Origin of the sequence: Streptomyces sp. 5-10 (assembly GCF_014712245.1) — a bacterium.
Taxonomy (GTDB): Bacteria; Actinomycetota; Actinomycetes; order Streptomycetales; family Streptomycetaceae; genus Streptomyces; species Streptomyces violaceusniger.
In genome coordinates this window covers 30,181-47,024 of record NZ_JACVYG010000013.1, presented here as the reverse complement: position 1 = coordinate 47,024, position 16,844 = coordinate 30,181, and the positions used below count along the sequence as shown (strand labels likewise).

The 16,844-nt window shown below is 70.3% G+C and carries 18 protein-coding genes; 5 read left to right on the top strand and 13 right to left on the bottom strand.

The genetic code is table 11. The annotated features are described in order from the left end of the window. Window positions 1–14: 14 nt before the first annotated feature. The 10 genes from IEJ02_RS17480 to IEJ02_RS17435 form a co-directional block, all read right to left on the bottom strand. Complete coding sequence (locus tag IEJ02_RS17480) at window positions 15–590, bottom strand: TetR/AcrR family transcriptional regulator (protein ID WP_191065724.1); 576 nt, start codon at window positions 588–590, stop codon at window positions 15–17. Further along, the gene (locus IEJ02_RS17475; protein WP_137977453.1) at window positions 590–910 is read right to left on the bottom strand and encodes a DMT family transporter; all 321 of its coding nucleotides are present in this window, start codon (window positions 908–910) and stop codon (window positions 590–592) included. Before IEJ02_RS17475 ends, IEJ02_RS17480 begins: the two co-directional genes overlap by 1 nt. Window positions 911–1,033: 123 nt before the next feature. Beyond that, window positions 1,034–1,369 carry a metal-sulfur cluster assembly factor gene (locus IEJ02_RS17470; protein ID WP_020872231.1) on the bottom strand — a complete coding sequence of 112 codons (336 nt, stop codon included), beginning with the start codon at window positions 1,367–1,369 and terminating at the stop codon, window positions 1,034–1,036. Then, window positions 1,366–1,830: a Fe-S cluster assembly sulfur transfer protein SufU gene (gene sufU, locus IEJ02_RS17465; RefSeq protein ID WP_037949640.1), complete on the bottom strand. Its 465-nt coding sequence runs from the start codon at window positions 1,828–1,830 to the stop codon at window positions 1,366–1,368. The genes IEJ02_RS17470 and sufU overlap by 4 nt, the downstream gene beginning before the upstream one ends. Before the next feature lie 11 nt (window positions 1,831–1,841). After that, window positions 1,842–3,098 carry a cysteine desulfurase gene (locus IEJ02_RS17460; protein ID WP_137977454.1) on the bottom strand — a complete coding sequence of 419 codons (1,257 nt, stop codon included), beginning with the start codon at window positions 3,096–3,098 and terminating at the stop codon, window positions 1,842–1,844. Continuing rightward, window positions 3,095–3,859: a Fe-S cluster assembly ATPase SufC gene (gene sufC / locus IEJ02_RS17455; protein WP_137977455.1), complete on the bottom strand. Its 765-nt coding sequence runs from the start codon at window positions 3,857–3,859 to the stop codon at window positions 3,095–3,097. Before sufC ends, IEJ02_RS17460 begins: the two co-directional genes overlap by 4 nt. Window positions 3,860–3,866: 7 nt before the next feature. Continuing rightward, the gene (locus IEJ02_RS17450; protein ID WP_137977456.1) at window positions 3,867–4,190 is read right to left on the bottom strand and encodes a bifunctional 3-phenylpropionate/cinnamic acid dioxygenase ferredoxin subunit; all 324 of its coding nucleotides are present in this window, start codon (window positions 4,188–4,190) and stop codon (window positions 3,867–3,869) included. Beyond that, on the bottom strand, window positions 4,187–5,356 hold the full coding sequence (sufD, locus tag IEJ02_RS17445) for a Fe-S cluster assembly protein SufD (protein WP_191065723.1): 1,170 nt from the start codon (window positions 5,354–5,356) through the stop codon (window positions 4,187–4,189). Before sufD ends, IEJ02_RS17450 begins: the two co-directional genes overlap by 4 nt. Before the next feature lie 92 nt (window positions 5,357–5,448). Then, complete coding sequence (gene sufB / locus IEJ02_RS17440) at window positions 5,449–6,870, bottom strand: Fe-S cluster assembly protein SufB (protein ID WP_191065722.1); 1,422 nt, start codon at window positions 6,868–6,870, stop codon at window positions 5,449–5,451. Further along, the gene (locus IEJ02_RS17435) at window positions 6,867–7,667 is read right to left on the bottom strand and encodes a helix-turn-helix transcriptional regulator (protein WP_191065721.1); all 801 of its coding nucleotides are present in this window, start codon (window positions 7,665–7,667) and stop codon (window positions 6,867–6,869) included. The genes sufB and IEJ02_RS17435 overlap by 4 nt, the downstream gene beginning before the upstream one ends. A gap of 195 nt (window positions 7,668–7,862) precedes the next feature. On the opposite strand from IEJ02_RS17435, the gene IEJ02_RS17430 reads away from it, so the two are divergent. The 3 genes from IEJ02_RS17430 (at window position 7,863) to IEJ02_RS17420 (ending at window position 10,644) form a co-directional block, all read left to right on the top strand. Further along, window positions 7,863–8,789 carry an ABC transporter ATP-binding protein gene (locus tag IEJ02_RS17430; protein ID WP_191065720.1) on the top strand — a complete coding sequence of 309 codons (927 nt, stop codon included), beginning with the start codon at window positions 7,863–7,865 and terminating at the stop codon, window positions 8,787–8,789. Continuing rightward, window positions 8,786–9,559, top strand: a complete 774-nt coding sequence (locus IEJ02_RS17425) for an ABC transporter permease (protein WP_191065719.1) — start codon at window positions 8,786–8,788, stop codon at window positions 9,557–9,559. Before IEJ02_RS17430 ends, IEJ02_RS17425 begins: the two co-directional genes overlap by 4 nt. 86 nt (window positions 9,560–9,645) lie before the next feature. Beyond that, the gene (locus tag IEJ02_RS17420) at window positions 9,646–10,644 is read left to right on the top strand and encodes a COX15/CtaA family protein (protein ID WP_191065718.1); all 999 of its coding nucleotides are present in this window, start codon (window positions 9,646–9,648) and stop codon (window positions 10,642–10,644) included. On the opposite strand, the gene IEJ02_RS17415 is transcribed toward IEJ02_RS17420, so the two are convergent. From IEJ02_RS17415 to IEJ02_RS17405, 3 genes are all read right to left on the bottom strand, one after another. Beyond that, entirely contained in the window at window positions 10,614–11,750 is a 1,137-nt protein-coding gene (locus IEJ02_RS17415; RefSeq protein ID WP_223863981.1) for an amidohydrolase, read from the bottom strand. The genes IEJ02_RS17420 and IEJ02_RS17415 overlap by 31 nt on opposite strands. Before the next feature lie 86 nt (window positions 11,751–11,836). After that, window positions 11,837–12,253 (bottom strand): hypothetical protein, encoded by a 417-nt coding sequence (locus tag IEJ02_RS17410; protein WP_191065717.1) that lies wholly within the window; start codon window positions 12,251–12,253, stop codon window positions 11,837–11,839. 24 nt (window positions 12,254–12,277) lie between these two features. Further along, window positions 12,278–13,228 carry a heme o synthase gene (locus IEJ02_RS17405; protein ID WP_191065716.1) on the bottom strand — a complete coding sequence of 317 codons (951 nt, stop codon included), beginning with the start codon at window positions 13,226–13,228 and terminating at the stop codon, window positions 12,278–12,280. 373 nt (window positions 13,229–13,601) lie between these two features. Here IEJ02_RS17405 and tkt point away from each other — a divergent pair, with 373 nt between their 5' ends. Together tkt and tal are read left to right on the top strand one after the other, a co-directional pair. Further along, window positions 13,602–15,680, top strand: coding sequence for a transketolase (gene tkt, locus IEJ02_RS17400; protein ID WP_191065715.1), 2,079 nt, complete (start codon window positions 13,602–13,604; stop codon window positions 15,678–15,680). A gap of 44 nt (window positions 15,681–15,724) precedes the next feature. Further along, window positions 15,725–16,843, top strand: a complete 1,119-nt coding sequence (gene tal / locus IEJ02_RS17395; RefSeq protein WP_191065714.1) for a transaldolase — start codon at window positions 15,725–15,727, stop codon at window positions 16,841–16,843. The last annotated feature ends 1 nt before the right edge of the window (window position 16,844 follow it).

The following is a 16,844-nucleotide window of genomic DNA, read 5'->3' as shown; positions in this document are numbered from 1 at the left end:
CCCGCCGTACGGTCTCAGCGAGCGGTCCCGGGCGGCCCGTCGCCGCCGTCCCCGCCCATGATCCGCGCCAGCGCCGCGCGGGTGTCCTCCCGGTCGTACGGGCGGTCCGCCAGCAGCACCTGCAAGGTCAGCCCGTCGATCAGAGCCACCACCGCGCGCGCCGTGGCCGCGTCGGGCACCAGTCGTGTCAGCATGCGGGCCATCTCGTCCAGGCACTCGGCGGCGAGCGGCCGCAGCCCCTCATGGCGCAGCGCGGCGAAGTACAGCTCGTACTCCAGCTCCAGTCGCGCCCGGTCGCCCGTGATCTGCTCCTCCAGCCACCGGGCCAGCTCGTCGGCGGGCGGTGCGGCCGGGTCGACGCCCTCCACCCAGCGTTCCACCTCCGCCAGCCACTCCGCGTTGATCTGGCGGAGCGCCGCGATCAGCAGGTCGTCGAGGGTCGCGAAGTGGTAGGTCGTCGAGCCCAGCGGCACATCGGCCGCGGCGGCCACGGCCCGGTGGCCGAGCCCCGCGATGCCGCGCTCGCGGACCACGGCGGCCGCGGCGTCGATGATCCGCTGCCGCCGCTCGGGGTCATAGCGGCGGCCCATCAGTGGGCGCCGTTCAGATTGAGCACCACCACCCCGGCGATGACCAGCAGCACCCCCAGCACCTTGGCGGCGGTCATCGCCTCCCCCAGGAAGAGCATGCCGATCGCGGCGATGACGGCGGTCCCGGCCCCGGACCATATGGCGTAGGCGGTGCTGACGGAGATGGACTTGAGCGTGTGGGCGAGCAGCACGAAGGAGAGCAGATAGCCCGCGCCGGTGGCCAGCGAGGGCCAGAGCCTGCTGAAGCCTTCGCTGTACTTCATCGAGGTGGTCGCCAGGATCTCGGCCAGGATGGCCCCGGAGAGCGTCACATATGCCATGCGTACGAGCGTACACAACGATGCGTACGGGCGTACACAACCGGTCCACCGCAGGGTTACGGACACGCGAACGGCCCCCGCGCCGAAGCGCGGGGGCCGCTCGAAAAGCCCTGGGAGGAGCTGTCAGACGTTGAAGCCGAGCGCGCGCAGCTGCTCACGCCCATCGTCGGTGATCTTGTCCGGGCCCCACGGCGGCATCCAGACCCAGTTGATCCGCAGCTCGTTGACGATGCCGTCGGTCGCGGACTTGGCCTGGTCCTCGATGACATCGGTCAGCGGACAGGCCGCCGAGGTGAGCGTCATGTCGATGGTGGCGATATTGCCGTCGTCGACATGGATGCCGTAGACCAGACCGAGGTTGACCACGTCGATGCCCAGCTCGGGGTCCACGACGTCGTACAGGGCCTCGCGGACCTCTTCCTCACTGGCGGGCTTGGTGGTGGTGGCGTTCTCAGTCATGCGGTCTTCCCTCCGGCGGTCTCGCCCAGCGCCTGCGCCGTGGCGTCCTTCCACGCCATCCAGCTCAGCAGGGCGCATTTCACCCGGGCCGGATACTTGGAGACACCGGCGAACGCGATCGCGTCCTCCAGCACCTCCTCCATCGCGTCGTCCGGCTCGGCCTTGCCCTTGGACTGCATCAGCTCCAGGAAGGTCTCCTGGATTCTGCGGGCCTCGGCCAGCTCCTTGCCCACCAGCAGCTCATTGAGGACCGAGGCGCTGGCCTGGCTGATGGAACAGCCCTGGCCCTCGTAGCTCACGTCCTCGATGGTGTCGCCGTCAAGCCGCACCCGGAGCGTGATCTCGTCACCGCAGGTGGGATTGACGTGGTGTACCTCTGCGTCGCCGTTCCTCAGCCCCCGGCCATGGGGGTTCTTGTAGTGGTCCAGGATCACGTCCTGGTACATCGAATCCAGCTTCACGCGGCACGCCCCTACCCGAAGAAGTTCCGTACGTGCTCCAGGCCCTCCACCAAGGCGTCGACCTCGGCCGGCGTGGAGTACAGATAGAACGACGCTCGGGTGGTCGCCGGAATTCCGTAGCGCAGGCATACGGGACGGGCGCAGTGGTGACCGACCCGGACCGCGATCCCCTGCTCGTCCAGCACCTGGCCCACGTCGTGGGGGTGGATGTCGCCGAGCGTGAAGGAGATCGTGGCACCGCGCTCCTCGGCCGTGGTGGGGCCGATGATGCGCAGGTCCGGCACCTCCAGGAGCCTGCCGACCGCGTAGTGGGTGAGGGCGTGCTCATGGCGGGTGATGTTGTCCATGCCGATCGAGGTGAGGTAGTCCACGGCCGCGCCGAGGCCGACGGCCTGGGCGATCGGGGGCGTACCGGCCTCGAACTTGTGCGGCGCCGGGGCGTAGGTGGACGAGTGCATCGAGACGGTCTCGATCATCTCGCCGCCGCCGAGGAACGGAGGCAGGTCCTCCAGCAGCTCCTGGCGGCCCCACAGCACCCCGATACCGGTCGGACCGCACATCTTGTGGCCGGTGAAGGCCACGAAGTCGGCCTGGAGCGCCTGGACGTCCAGCAGCATGTGCGGGGCGGCCTGGGAGGCGTCGATCACCACGAGGGCGCCGACGTCCTGGGCGCGGCGGACGATCGCCTCGACCGGGTTGACCGTGCCGAGGATGTTGGAGACCAGCACGAACGAGACGACCTTGGTCTTCTCGGTGATGATCTGCTCTATCTCCGACAGGTCGAGGCGGCCGTCCTCGGTGAGGCCGAACCACTTCAGCTTCGCGCCGGTGCGCTGCGAGAGCAGCTGCCACGGAACGATGTTGGAGTGGTGCTCCATCTCGGTGATGACGATCTCGGTGTCCTGGTCCACCCGGTAGGGCTCATCGGCCCAGCCGAGCATGTTGGCGACCAGGTTGAGGGACTCCGACGCGTTCTTGGTGAAGATCACCTCGTCGCGGCTGGGAGCGTTGATGAAGGCGGCGACCTTGTCACGAGCGCCCTCGTACAGCGCCGTGGCCTCCTCGGCGAGCACATGGACGCCCCGGTGCACATTGGCGTTGGAGCGCTCGTAGTAGTCGTTCAGCACGTCCAGCACCTGGCGCGGCTTCTGCGAGGTCGCCGCGTTGTCCAGGTAGACGAGCCGCTGGCCGTCGTGGACGACCCGGTCCAGGATCGGGAAGTCCTTGCGGATCGCCTCGGTGTCGAGGAGGCCCGGCAACTGTGTCACTCGGACGCGCCTCCCTTCACGTACTCCTCGTAGCCCTCTTCCTCCAGCTTGTCGGCGAGCTCGGGACCGCCGGACTCGGCGATCCGGCCCGCCGCGAAGACGTGGACGTGGTCGGGCTTGATGTACCGCAGGATGCGGGTGTAGTGGGTGATCAGCAGGGTGCCCACCTGGCCGGACTCGCGGACCCGGTTGACGCCCTCGGAGACCACCCGCAGCGCGTCCACGTCGAGGCCGGAGTCGGTCTCGTCGAGGATCGCGATGGCCGGCTTCAGCAGCTCCAGCTGGAGGATCTCGTGGCGCTTCTTCTCACCGCCGGAGAAGCCCTCGTTCACGTTCCGCTCGGCGAAGGAGGGGTCGATCGAGAGGCGCTCCATGGCCTCCTTGACCTCCTTGACCCAGGTGCGCAGCTTGGGCGCCTCGCCGCGGATCGCGGTCGCGGAGGTGCGCAGGAAGTTGGAGACCGAGACGCCGGGGACCTCGACCGGGTACTGCATGGCGAGGAAGACACCGGCGCGGGCGCGCTCGTCGACGGACATCGCGAGCACGTCCTCGCCGTCCAGCGTCACGGTGCCGCCGGTGACCGTGTACTTCGGGTGACCGGCGAGCGAGTAGGCCAGGGTGGACTTGCCGGAGCCGTTGGGGCCCATGATGGCGTGCGTCTCGCCCTGCTTCACGGTCAGGTCGACACCGCGCAGGATCTCGCGGGGACCGCCCTCGGCGTCGACGGAAACGTGCAGGTCGTGGATCTCAAGCGTGGCCATGGGTGCCTCAGGACTCCTGGGTGACGGAGACGAGCACATCGTCCCCTTCGATCTTTACGGGGTATACGGGGACCGGGCGCGTCGCGGGGAGGCCGGACGGCTTGCCGGTGCGCAGGTCGAAGCTGGAGCCGTGCAGCCAGCACTCGATCTGGCAGTCCTCCACCTCGCCCTCGGACAGCGAGACGTTCGCGTGCGAGCAGATGTCGTTGACCGCGAACACCTCACCCTCGGTGCGCACAAGAGCGATCGGCACGCCCTCGAGCTCGACCCGCTTGGGGGTGTCTTCCTCGAGTTCGTCCAGCGCACAGGCGCGTACGAAGGTTGGGGTCATCCTACGGACGCCTCCAGCTCGGCCTCGATCTTGTCGATGAGCCGCTCCTCCAGCTCGGGGATCCCGATCTGCTGGACGAGCTCGGCGAAGAAGCCGCGGACCACCAGGCGGCGGGCCTCGTCGGCCGGGATGCCGCGCGCCATCAGGTAGAACAGCTGCTCGTCCTCGAAGCGGCCGGTCGCGCTCGCGTGACCGGCGCCGACGATCTCACCTGTCTCGATCTCCAGGTTCGGCACCGAGTCGACGCGGGCGCCGTCGGTGAGGACCAGGTTGCGGTTGAGCTCGTAGGTGTCGGTGCCCTCCGCGGCGGCCCGGATCAGCACATCGCCGATCCACACCGCGTGCGCCTCCGCGCCCTGCAGCGCGCCCTTGTAGGCCACGTTGCTGCGGCAGTGCGGGGTGTCGTGGTCGATGAAGAGCCGGTGCTCCTGGTGCTGGCCGTTGTCGGTGAAGTACAGGCCGTAGAGCTCGGCCTCACCGCCCGGGGCGCCGTAGACGACGCGCGGGTGGAGCCGCACCAGGTCGCCGCCGAAGGTGACGACCACGGACTTGAAGGTGGCGTCCCGGCCGACCAGCGCGGTGTGCTGACCGACGTGGACCGCGGTGTCGTCCCAGTCCTGGACGGAGACCACGGTGAGCTTGGCGCCGTCGCCGATCAGGTACTCCACGTTGGCGGCGACCGTGGCGTCACCGGTGTGGTCGATGACCACGACCGCCTCGGCGAAGGCGCCGACCTCGATCACCTGGTGGCCGAAGGCGGTGCCGCCCTCGCCGTGCACGGCGATCCGCACCGGCTCGGTGAGCACCGTCTCCTTGGGCACCGAGACGACCGACGCCTTCTCGAAGGAGCTGTACGCCTGCGCCGCCACCCGGTCCACCGGCTTGCCGGCCTTCCCCAGGCGCGCGTCGTCACGGCCCACGGTCTCGACCGTGACGCCCGCGGGGGCGGTCACCTCGACCCTGACGCCGCCGTCGGCGACGGCCGTGCCGTCGTGGAGACCGCGCAGCCGCTCCAGGGGGGTGAACCGCCAGTCCTCCTCGCGGCCATGGGGCACCGGGAAGTCGGCCACGTCGTACGACGCGGGCGCGCTCACCCGGGCATCGGTGGGCTGGCCCACCTGGATGACGCCGTCCGTGGTGGATCCGGCCGGGATGGTTTCAGCCATGGCTGTCGTACTGCTCTCTTTCTGCCTGATGGGCCTGAATGGGGTGCCCGGGCGGAGGCTTCGGCCCCCGCCCGGGCGGGGAGGGGGTGGCGTCAGCCGACCGCGCCCTCCATCTGCAGCTCGATCAGCCGGTTGAGCTCCAGCGCGTACTCCATGGGCAGCTCGCGCGCGATCGGCTCGACGAAGCCGCGCACGATCATCGCCATGGCCTCGTCCTCGGACAGACCGCGGCTCATCAGGTAGAAGAGCTGGTCGTCGCTGACCTTGGAGACGGTCGCCTCATGGCCCATGGACACGTCGTCCTCGCGGACGTCCACATACGGGTAGGTGTCCGAGCGGGAGATCGTGTCGACGAGCAGGGCGTCGCACAGCACATTGGACTTGGAGCCCTCGGCGCCCTCGCCGATCTCGATCAGACCGCGGTAGGAGGTGCGGCCACCGCCGCGCGCCACCGACTTGGAGACGATGTTCGACGAGGTGTGGGGGGCCATGTGGACCATCTTGGCGCCGGCGTCCTGGTGCTGGCCCTCGCCCGCGAAGGCGATGGACAGGGTCTCGCCCTTGGCGTGCTCACCCATCAGGTAGACGGCGGGGTACTTCATGGTCACCTTGGAGCCGATGTTGCCGTCGACCCACTCCATGGTCGCGCCCTCGTAGGCCACGGCGCGCTTGGTGACCAGGTTGTAGACGTTGTTCGACCAGTTCTGGATGGTCGTGTAGCGGCAGCGGGCGCCCTTCTTGACGATGATCTCGACGACCGCGGAGTGCAGCGAGTCCGACTTGTAGATCGGCGCGGTGCAGCCCTCGACGTAGTGGACGTAGGCGTCCTCGTCGACGATGATCAGCGTCCGCTCGAACTGGCCCATGTTCTCGGTGTTGATGCGGAAGTACGCCTGCAGCGGGATCTCCACGTGCACGCCCTTCGGCACGTAGATGAACGAGCCGCCGGACCAGACCGCCGTGTTCAGCGAGGCGAACTTGTTGTCGCCCGCCGGGATCACGGTGCCGAAGTACTCCTTGAAGAGCTCCGGGTGCTCCCTGAGCGCGGTGTCGGTGTCCAGGAAGATGACGCCCTGCTCCTCCAGGTCCTCACGGATCTGGTGGTAGACGACCTCGGACTCGTACTGGGCCGCGACACCCGCGACGAGGCGCTGCTTCTCGGCCTCCGGGATGCCCAGCTTGTCGTACGTGTTCTTGATGTCCTCGGGCAGGTCCTCCCAGGAGGCGGCCTGCTGCTCGGTGGAGCGGACGAAGTACTTGATGTTGTCGAAGTCGATACCCGACAGGTCCGAGCCCCAGGTGGGCATGGGCTTCTTGTCGAAGAGCCGCAGGCCCTTCAGGCGGAGCTTGAGCATCCACTCCGGCTCGGACTTCTTCGCCGAGATGTCGCGTACGACCTCCTCGGAGAGGCCGCGCTTGGCCGAGGCGCCGGCCACGTCGGAGTCGGCCCAGCCGTACTCGTAGTTGCCCAGGCCCTCGAGCTCGGGGTGAGCGGTCTCCGTGGGGAGAGTCATTCGGGGTTCCTCCCGGCCGTGCTGGCAGATGCGGTGGTGGTCTTGGTGGTGCTGGTGTCGGTCTTCTCGACCTTGCCGGTCTTCGGAACGAACGTCGTGCACACCCCGTCGCCATGGGCGATGGTGGCCAGACGCTGCACATGGGTTCCGAGCAGCTGGGAGAAGACCTCGGTCTCCGCCTCACACAGCTGCGGATATCGCTCGGCTGCGTGGGCGACCGGGCAGTGGTGCTGGCAGAGCTGTTCGCCGACCGGCGCGCTGCGCGCCGTAGCAGCGTACCCGTCCGCGGAGAGTGCTCCGGCGAGCGCTTGGGTGCGGCCGCCGGGGGCGGCGGCCTCGACGGCGCCGCGGTACCCCTCCGCCTGGGCGGCGAGCCTGGCGCGGGCGAACGCCGCGACCGCGGCACGCCCCGCCTCGCCGCCTCCGGCGCTCTGCTCGATCCAGCGCAGAGCGTCGACGGCGAGCTTGTCGTAGGCCTGGTCGAAGGCGTCGCGACCGCAGTCGGTGAGCGCGAAGACCTTGGCCGGGCGGCCGCGCCCCCGCGCCCCGTACACCCTCTTCTCTCGGGGCTCGACGACGCCGTCGGCGACGAGGGTGTCCAGGTGGCGGCGGACGGCCGCCTGGGTCAGCTCCAGCCGCAGCGCGAGCTCCGCCGCGGTGGAGGGACCGTGGTCGAGGATGGAGCGCGCCACCCGGTTGCGGGTGCCGTGCTGCTCTTCCGGCGCGGACGCGGGCGCGCCAGACCGCGCGGCCGCTTCGGCCGCGCGTTCGTTCGGAGCCTCGCTCGCGTATTTCACAACGCCATTGTTGCGTAATTCCCCGGCGATCCACAAGCGAGGAGTTCGCCGGGTCCGGTGGGGTACATCACTTAGGTCTACCTAAGTCCGAGACCTGGGCTCACCTGCGGCGACGTGTCCGGGCCCGGATGGCGGGCACAACGGCTTCCGGCCCTGCCGCCCACGGACGGCCCGGCGATTCGTAGACTGCCGGGCATGCGAGAAGAGCCCGCGGTCGACATCGTCGGCCTGGTCAAGCGGTACGGCCCCAAGACCGCGGTCGACGGGCTCGATCTGTCCGTCGGCCGGGGCACCGTGACCGCCGTTCTGGGCCCCAACGGAGCCGGTAAGACCACCACCGTCGAGACCTGCGAGGGGTATCGCCGCCCCGACGCCGGGACGGTCCGGATATTCGGGCTCGACCCGGTCGCGGACGCGCCGGCGCTGCGCCCCCGGGTCGGGGTGATGCTCCAGTCCGGAGGCGTTTATTCCGGCGCGCGCGCAGAAGAGATGCTGCGCCACACCGCCTCCCTCCACGCGCATCCGGTGGACGTGAACCTGCTGATCGAGCGGCTCGGCCTCGACTCCTGCGGCCGGACCACCTACCGGCGGCTCTCCGGGGGCCAGCAGCAGCGGCTCGCGCTCGCCATGGCCGTCGTCGGCCGCCCCGAGCTGGTCTTCCTCGACGAGCCGACCGCCGGGCTCGACCCGCAGGCCCGCCGCGCCACCTGGGACCTCATCCGCGATCTGCGGGACGACGGGGTCACCGTGATGCTGACGACCCACTACATGGACGAGGCCGAGCAGCTCGCCGACAATGTGGCGATCATCGACGGCGGCAAGGTGATCGCCCGGGGCACCCCGGAGGAGCTGTGCCGGGGCGGCGCCGAGAACACCCTGCGCTTCATCGGCCGCCCCGCGCTCGACCTGGCCTCGCTGCTCAAGGCGCTGCCCGCCGACTCCACGGCCGCCGAGCTGACGCCCGGCTCGTACCGCGTCACCGGCAAGGTCAACCCCCAGATGCTGGCCACCGTCACCTCCTGGTGCGCGCAGAACGGGGTGATGCCGGACCGGATCTCGGTCGAGCGGCACACCCTCGAGGACGTCTTCCTGGAGCTCACCGGTAAGGAGCTGCGAGCGTGACCGCCACGGGCACTTTCCTCCCCAAGCCGGGGGCGGCCCCGCTGCCGCGGATGATCCGGGCGCAGGCCGCGCTGGAGACCCGGATGCTGCTGCGCAACGGCGAGCAGCTGCTGCTGACCGTCGTCATCCCGTCCCTGCTGCTGGTGCTCTTCAGCACCGTCGACATCGTGGACACCGGCGCCGACGGCAGCGCGGTGGACTTCCTGGCGCCCGGTGTGCTGGCGCTCGCCGTGCTGTCCACGGCGTTCACCGGACAGGCCATCGCCACCGGCTTCGAGCGGCGCTACGGCGTGCTCAAGCGGCTCGCCGTCTCACCGCTGCCGCGGTGGGGACTGATGGCCGCCAAGACCTGTGCGGTGCTGGTCACCGAGGTGATGCAGATCGTGCTGCTGACCGCGATCGCGCTGGCGCTCGGCTGGTCGCCGCACGGCGACCCGTTCTCCGTGGCGCTGCTGCTGGTCCTGGGCACCGCGGCGTTCTCCGGCCTCGGGCTGCTGATGGCGGGCACCCTGAAGGCCGAGGCGACCCTGGCCGCCGCCAATCTGGTCTTCCTGCTGCTGCTCGTGGCCGGGGGCGTCATCGTGTCGCTGGACAAGTTCCCGGGCCCCGTGCGGAGCGCGCTGGAGCTGCTGCCGATCTCGGCGCTCTCGGGCGGGCTGCGGGACGTCCTCCAGGACGGGGCCGGGATGCCGTGGCGGGATCTGGGGATCCTGGCGGTCTGGGCGGTGCTGGGGCTGGGCGCGGCGGCCCGCTTCTTCCGCTGGGAGTAGGCCCGAGGCGCCCTTACGGACTGCGGCTTTACCGGAACACAACCCCCTCGTGAAAAGCTGCACAAGCGGCGGCCTACGATGGGCGGGTGCCGAATTCGCTGAATCCGTTCGAGCTGATCGCCCGGCGCTGGCAGCCCTCCGCGCGCTTCGTGGAGCGGGCCGCGCTGGCCACCGTGGTGATGGCCGTCGTCATCGTGGTGACCGGGGGCGCGGTCCGGCTCACCCAGTCCGGCCTGGGCTGTGACACCTGGCCCAAGTGCACCCCGTCCAGCCTGACGCCCACCGCCGACATGGGCATCAACGGCGTCATCGAGTTCACCAACCGCATGCTGACGTACGTCCTGTGCGTCTTCGTCGGCGTACTGATCATCGCCGCCCGGGCCCGCACGCCGGTGCGCCGATCCCTCACCCGGCTGGGCTGGACCCAGTTCTGGATCGTGATGGGCAACGCCGTCGTCGGCGGCATCGTGGTCCTCACCGGGCTCAACCCGTACATCGTCAGCTCGCACTTCCTGCTGGCCTCCGCGCTCCTCACGGTCGCGGTGATCGTCTGGCAGCGGGCTCGCGAGGGCGACGGCGAGCCACGCGACCTCGTCGCCCGCCCGGTGCGCCAGTTGACCTGGCTGTTGGTCGGCGCGACCCTCGCGCTGATCCTGATCGGCACGGTGGTCACCGGCGCGGGCCCGCACGCCGGTGACGCCCGTGAGGTGCACCGCATCCCGCTGAACTGGCAGGAGATCACCCAGCTGCACGTGGACTTCGTCTACGTCGTGCTGGGCCTCACCGTCGCCCTGTGGTTCACGCTGCGGGCCGTGAAGGCCTCCGCCGCCCAGCGCCGCACGGTCCTGGAGCTCCTCGTCGTGCTGCTCGCGCAGGGCGTGGTGGGGTACGTGCAGTACTTCACCCATCTGCCCGAGGTCGTCGTCGGCATCCATATGCTCGGCTCCTGCCTGGTGTGGATCGCGGTGCTGCGGGTGCTGCTCACCCAGCGCGAGCGCCCCGGGCTCCCGGCGGCCGTGCCCGCCCTGGCCCCCACCGGCGACCACGAGGCCGTTCAGCCCGAGCCGGCCGCGTCCAGCCGGTAGACCCGGCGCGCGGTCCCGGCCGCGACCAGCCCGGCGATCCGCTGGGCCTCGGCCCGGGTGCAGATCCCCTCGCCGACCCACTCCTCCGCCAGCCGGGCCATGGCCTGGCCGAACAGCCGGGACGCGGTCACATACAGCTCGGGCAGCGCCCGCGCGCCCGTCGAGAACAGCAGCTTGCCGAACGGCGCCTCGCCCAGGGTCTCCCCGGGCCGCGGCCCGGCGTCCGCGTAGACGTGCGGGAAGGCCGCGGCGAGCTGGGCCGCCCGCCGGTGGTGCGGCCGCTCCGGCAGCAGCACCAGATCGGTGCCGAAGCCCGCGGTGGCGCGCAGGAAGCCGCTGAGCGACTGCGGATCGGCGCAGTGCAGCTGCACCGGAAGGCCGGTCGCCACGGCGCTCCACAGCAGATGCTGGGCGAGCGCGGGGTCGGGGGCGCGGCCTGGGGCCGGGCGTACGGTGAGCGCGAGCCAGCGGGCGGCGGCACGCCGCACCTCGCGCGGGTCGGGCGGGATCTCGTCACAGAAGGCGATCCCCATGGCGAAGGCGGTCGCGTGCTGGGCCGCCGCGTACAGCGCCTCGGCGGTGTTGCCGATGAAGGCGTCGACGGTGCCTGAGGTGTCGGCGACCTGCTCGGCCAGCGGCTCCAGGCGGACCACCTCGAGGACCGTGCCGTCTGCGGCCGCGGCCAGCTCGTCCGGGGTGCTGAGGTCGTCCCGGGCGCCGGACTCCAGCAGGAAGGTGCCGATGCCGGAGCCGCGCAGCAGCAGCCGCGCGGCGCGGTAGGCGCCCAGTTCACGGCGGCGGGCGAGATAGCTGACGGGGGCGCAGTGGGGCTCCATGCCCAGCAGCGGGGGGCACCAGCGGCGCACCGCGAGGCCGGTCCAGCTGTCGAAGAAGGTGGTGCCGGCCGGGGCCGCGCCCGACCCGGCGGCGGCCGCCAGATGGGTTTCGAACGAGCCGACTCCGAGCTCGCCGTCGACCGTGCCGTGGCTGTGCTGGTCGACCAGCGGCGGCAGGGTGATCGGCCCCGCCGCCGGGCCCGGCCCGTCGCGGGGGACCGGGCCGGTCGGCGGGCACACGGTGTTCGGGGAGTCCGTCGCCTCGTGCATCGCCGCCCGCCTCCTCGCCCTCCGGCATCGATGGGCTTAACGGACGGAAGGGGCGCGAGGTGTCGCCGGACCCGCGTCCAGGCGTTCTACGAGGCGGCTGCCGGAGGGTTGCCGGGTCCGCCGAGCTGGATGCCCGCCATGCGCGTCCACTCGTACGGACCGGTGCGGACCTTGGCGGCGAGCTCGCCGTCGAAGTCGTCCCTGAGGGTCAGCCCGGCGATCTCGGCGGCGCGCCGCGCGCCGTCCTGGGAGGGGGCCACCAGGACGCCCCATTCGCCGTCGGCGCCGACGAGGGCGATCCGGACGGCGCCACGCCCGATGTGGGCGATCTGTCCCTCGGCGCCGCCGTGGCTCCCGGCGAAGGCCGTGATCTGGCGGGCGAGCCGCTCGGCCCGCTTCTCGCCCTTGGACGGCTTGGACGGCTTGGCCGGTGCTTCCGGCGCGGAGGGCTGGGCGGCCGACTCGCCGCTCTCGGGCGTCTCCGGCTGGGTGGTGTCTGCCATACAGCCGATGCTACCCGCCGGTAATCACCGCAGGAAAGGGTCCACGGCCACGGCGACGAACAGCAGCGACACATAGGTGATCGACCAGTGGAACAGCCGCATCTCCTTGAGCTTCGCGCCCGTGATCCCGGCCCTGGCGCGCGCCTGGAGACCGTGCGCCTCCTTGAGCCAGAACCCGCCCAGCACGGCCGCCACGACCGGATAGAACCAGCCGGTGTAGCCCAGCGGCCACAGCAGCATCGAGACGATGACCATGGCCCAGCTGTAGAGGACGATCTGCTTGGCGACCGCCTTGTTGCCCGCGATCACCGGCAGCATCGGCACGCTGGCCCGCTCGTAGTCGTCCTTGACCTTCATCGACAGCGGCCAGTAGTGCGGCGGCGTCCAGAAGAAGATGACGAGGAAGAGGATGACCGCGGCCCAGGAGACCTCGTCGGTCACCGAGGACCAGCCGATGAGCACGGGCATGCAGCCCGCGATGCCGCCCCAGACGATGTTCTGCGAGGTGCGGCGCTTGAGCCACATCGTGTAGACGACGACGTAGAAGACCAGCGCGCCGAGCGACAGCATCGCGGACAGCGGGTTGACCAGCGCCCAGAACCAGGCCGTCGACCCCGCCGCGAGCGCGAAGGCGAAGACGAGGCATTCCCGCGGCGAGACCATGCCGGTCACGAGCGGGCGCTGCGCGGTGCGCTCCATCAGCGCGTCGATGTCCCGGTCGTAATACATGTTGAACGCGGCGGCGCCACCGGCCGACAGATAGCCACCCACACAGGTGGCGACCACCAGCCACAGGTCCGGGACACCCTGGGCGGCCAGGAACATGACCGGCACCGTCGTCATCAGCAGCAGTTCGATGACACGCGGCTTCGTCAGCGCCACGAACGCCTTGACACGGGCCCCGAACGGCCGGTGACCGGAGCTCGTTTCGCTCGTCTCGAGCACCCCCGCAGGACGGGATTCGACGGCCGTCACGCACACCCCTGGTGGAAGCAAGAACAAGCAAGCACCGGACATGAAGAGCCGGTAAAGACTTGCGCGTACCACGCCACTCTAGACGTAGCGGATGCGCCGCCCGCCGCCGGGGTCCCTCGTGTTGGAGGGGCACGGCACGGCGGCCGTAAGGCGGCCGTGCCCGGGGGACGAAGGGCCCGGAACCGCGCCTTCCGTAGGGCCTGGGACGCCCTTCGGACAGGCCCCGGAGGGAATGCGGCAACCTCGGAATTCGTTCCTTATCCCGTTGAGTGGAACTCGAAAAGATGACCGTTGTTCCAGGGGTAGGCTCGACAGCGCCGGTGTACATACGGTCACCGGATTTCGACATTGTGGAGAGGAGCCCTGACTCAGGGTGAGCACCAAGCCGACTACCACAGACCTCGAGTGGACCGATCTGGACCAGCGAGCCGTCGACACGGCCCGGGTCCTGGCCATGGATTCCGTACAGAAGGTCGGTAACGGCCACCCTGGCACGGCCATGAGCCTCGCGCCCGCCGCGTACCTGCTCTTCCAGAAGCTGATGCGGCACGACCCCTCCGACGCGGGCTGGGCGGGCCGGGACCGCTTCGTCCTCTCCCCCGGGCACACCAGCCTGACCCTCTACGTCCAGCTGTACCTGGCGGGCTTCGGTCTTGAGCTCGACGATCTGCGGTCGTTCCGCACCTGGGGCAGCAAGACCCCGGGCCATCCCGAGTTCGGCCACACCACCGGTGTCGAAACCACCACCGGCCCGCTGGGCCAGGGCATCGCCAACGCGGTGGGCATGGCGATGGCCGCCCGCTACGAGCGTGGCCTGTTCGACCCGGAGGCGCCCCAGGGCGCCTCTCCGTTCGACCACACCATCTGGGCGATCGTCTCCGACGGCGACCTGGAGGAGGGCATCTCCGCCGAGGCGTCCTCGCTGGCCGGCCACCAGAAGCTGGGCAACATCGTCGCCCTGTACGACGACAACCACATCTCGATCGAGGGCGACACCGCGACCGCGCTCTCCGAGGACGTGCTGAAGCGCTACGAGGCGTACGGCTGGCACGTCCAGCGCATCGAGCAGGCCGAGAGCGGCGACTTCGACGTCCACGCGCTGTACGCGGCGCTCAAGGCGGCGCAGGCCGAGACCGAGCGCCCCTCGATCATCGCGGCCCGTACGATCATCGCCTGGCCCGCCCCGAACGCGCAGAACACCGAGGCCTCCCACGGCTCGGCGCTCGGCGCCGACGAGGTCGCCGCCACCAAGCGCGTCCTCGGCTTCGACCCCGAGCAGCACTTCGCGGTCGACACGGACGTCATCAACCACACCCGCGCCCTGGTCGAGCGCGGCCGCGAGGCCCACGCCGCCTGGGACAAGAAGCTCCAGGAGTGGCGGAACGCCAACGCCGAGCGGGCCGCCCTGTTCGACCGGATCACCGCCGGCGAGCTGCCCGAGGGCTGGGAGAGCGCGCTGCCGGTCTTCGAACCGGGCAAGGACGTCGCCACCCGCAAGGCGTCCGGCCAGGTGCTCAAGGCACTCGGCGGGGTGCTCCCCGAGCTGTGGGGCGGCTCCGCCGACCTCGCGGGCTCCAACAACACCACGATCGACGCGTCCTCGTCCTTCCTCCCGAAGGGCAACCCGCTGCCGGAGGCCGACCCGTACGGCCGCACGATCCACTTCGGCATCCGCGAGCACGCCATGGGCTCGACCATGAACGGCATCGCGCTGCACGGCAACACCCGCGTCTACGGCGGTACCTTCCTGGTCTTCTCCGACTACATGCGCCCGGCCGTCCGGCTCGCCGCGCTGATGAAGCTGCCGGTCACCTACGTGTGGACGCACGACTCCATCGGCCTCGGCGAGGACGGCCCGACCCACCAGCCGGTGGAGCACCTGTCCGCGCTCCGCGCCATCCCGGGCCTGAACGTGGTCCGCCCGGCCGACGCCAACGAGACGGCCATCGCCTGGCGGGAGATCACCCGCCGCCACACCGCGAACCCGGCTCCGCACGGCCTGGCCCTGACCCGGCAGAACGTGCCGACCTACGAGGCCGACGAGAACGCCGCCAAGGGCGGCTACGTCCTCTTCGAGGCCGAGGGTGGCCGGCCGCAGGTCATCCTCATCGGCACCGGTTCGGAGGTGCAGCTCGCCGTGGAGGCGCGCGAGCAGCTCCAGGCCGCCGGGATTCCCACCCGCGTCGTGTCAATGCCCTCGGTCGAGTGGTTCGAGGAGCAGGACAAGGGGTACCGGGAGACAGTGCTGCCGCCGTCCGTCAAGGCTCGTGTGGCCGTCGAGGCGGGTATCGGCCTGACCTGGTACCGCTACGTCGGCGAGGCCGGCCGCATCGTCTCGCTGGAGCACTTCGGCGCCTCGGCCGACTACAAGGTGCTCTTCCGGGAGTTCGGCCTCACCGCCGAGGCCGTGGTCACCGCCGCCCGCGAGTCCCTCGACGCCGCCGGGCGCTGACCCCCACAGACGACGTAAGTGCGACGAGTAGGAGAACACACCCCATGACAGACGCACTCAAGCGGCTGGCCGACGAAGGCGTCGCGATCTGGCTCGACGACCTCTCCCGCAAGAGGATCACCTCCGGCAATCTGGCCGAGCTGATCGACCAGCAGCATGTCGTAGGCGTCACCACCAATCCGTCGATCTTCCAGAAGGCGATCTCCGGCGGCGACGGCTACCAGCAGCAGGTGGCCGACCTCGCGGTCCGCCGGCTCACCGTCGAGGAAGCCGTCCGCATGATCACCACGGCGGACGTCCGCGACGCGGCCGACATCCTCCGGCCGGTGTACGACGCGACGGGCGGCCAGGACGGCCGGGTCTCCATCGAGGTGGACCCGCGCCTGGCCCACAACACGGCCGCCACCATCGCCGAGGCCAAGCAGCTGGCCTGGCTGGTGGACCGGCCCAACACCTTCATCAAGATCCCGGCGACCGAGGCGGGGCTGCCCGCGATCACCGAGGTGATCGGCCTGGGCATCAGCGTCAATGTCACGCTGATCTTCTCCCTGGAGCGGTACCGCGCGGTCATGGACGCCTTCCTGGCCGGTCTGGAGAAGGCCAAGGCCGCGGGTCTCGACCTGCAGAAGATCCACTCGGTGGCGTCCTTCTTCGTCTCCCGCGTGGACACCGAGATCGACAAGCGCATCGACAAGATCGGCACCGATGAGGCCAAGGCGCTGCGCGGCAAGGCCGCGGTCGCCAACGCACGCCTCGCGTACCAGGCGTACGAGGAGGTCTTCAGCTCCGACCGCTGGGCCGCGCTGGACCGGGCGAACGCCAACAAGCAGCGTCCGCTGTGGGCCTCGACCGGTGTCAAGGACCCGGCGTACAAGGACACCATGTACGTCGTGGATCTGGTCGCCCCCGGCACCGTCAACACCATGCCGGAGGCCACCCTGGAGGCGGTCGCCGATCACGGCGAGATCCGCGGTGACGCCGTGCGCGGCACGTACGAGCAGGCCAAGGCCGACCTCGACGCGCTGGCCGGGATCGGGATCTCCTACGACGACGTCGTCCAGGTGCTGGAGGACGAGGGCGTCGAGAAGTTCGAGGCCTCGTGGAACGACCTGCTGAAGTCCACCGAGGCGGAGCTCAAGCGCCTCGCACCCTCGGAGGCGTGAC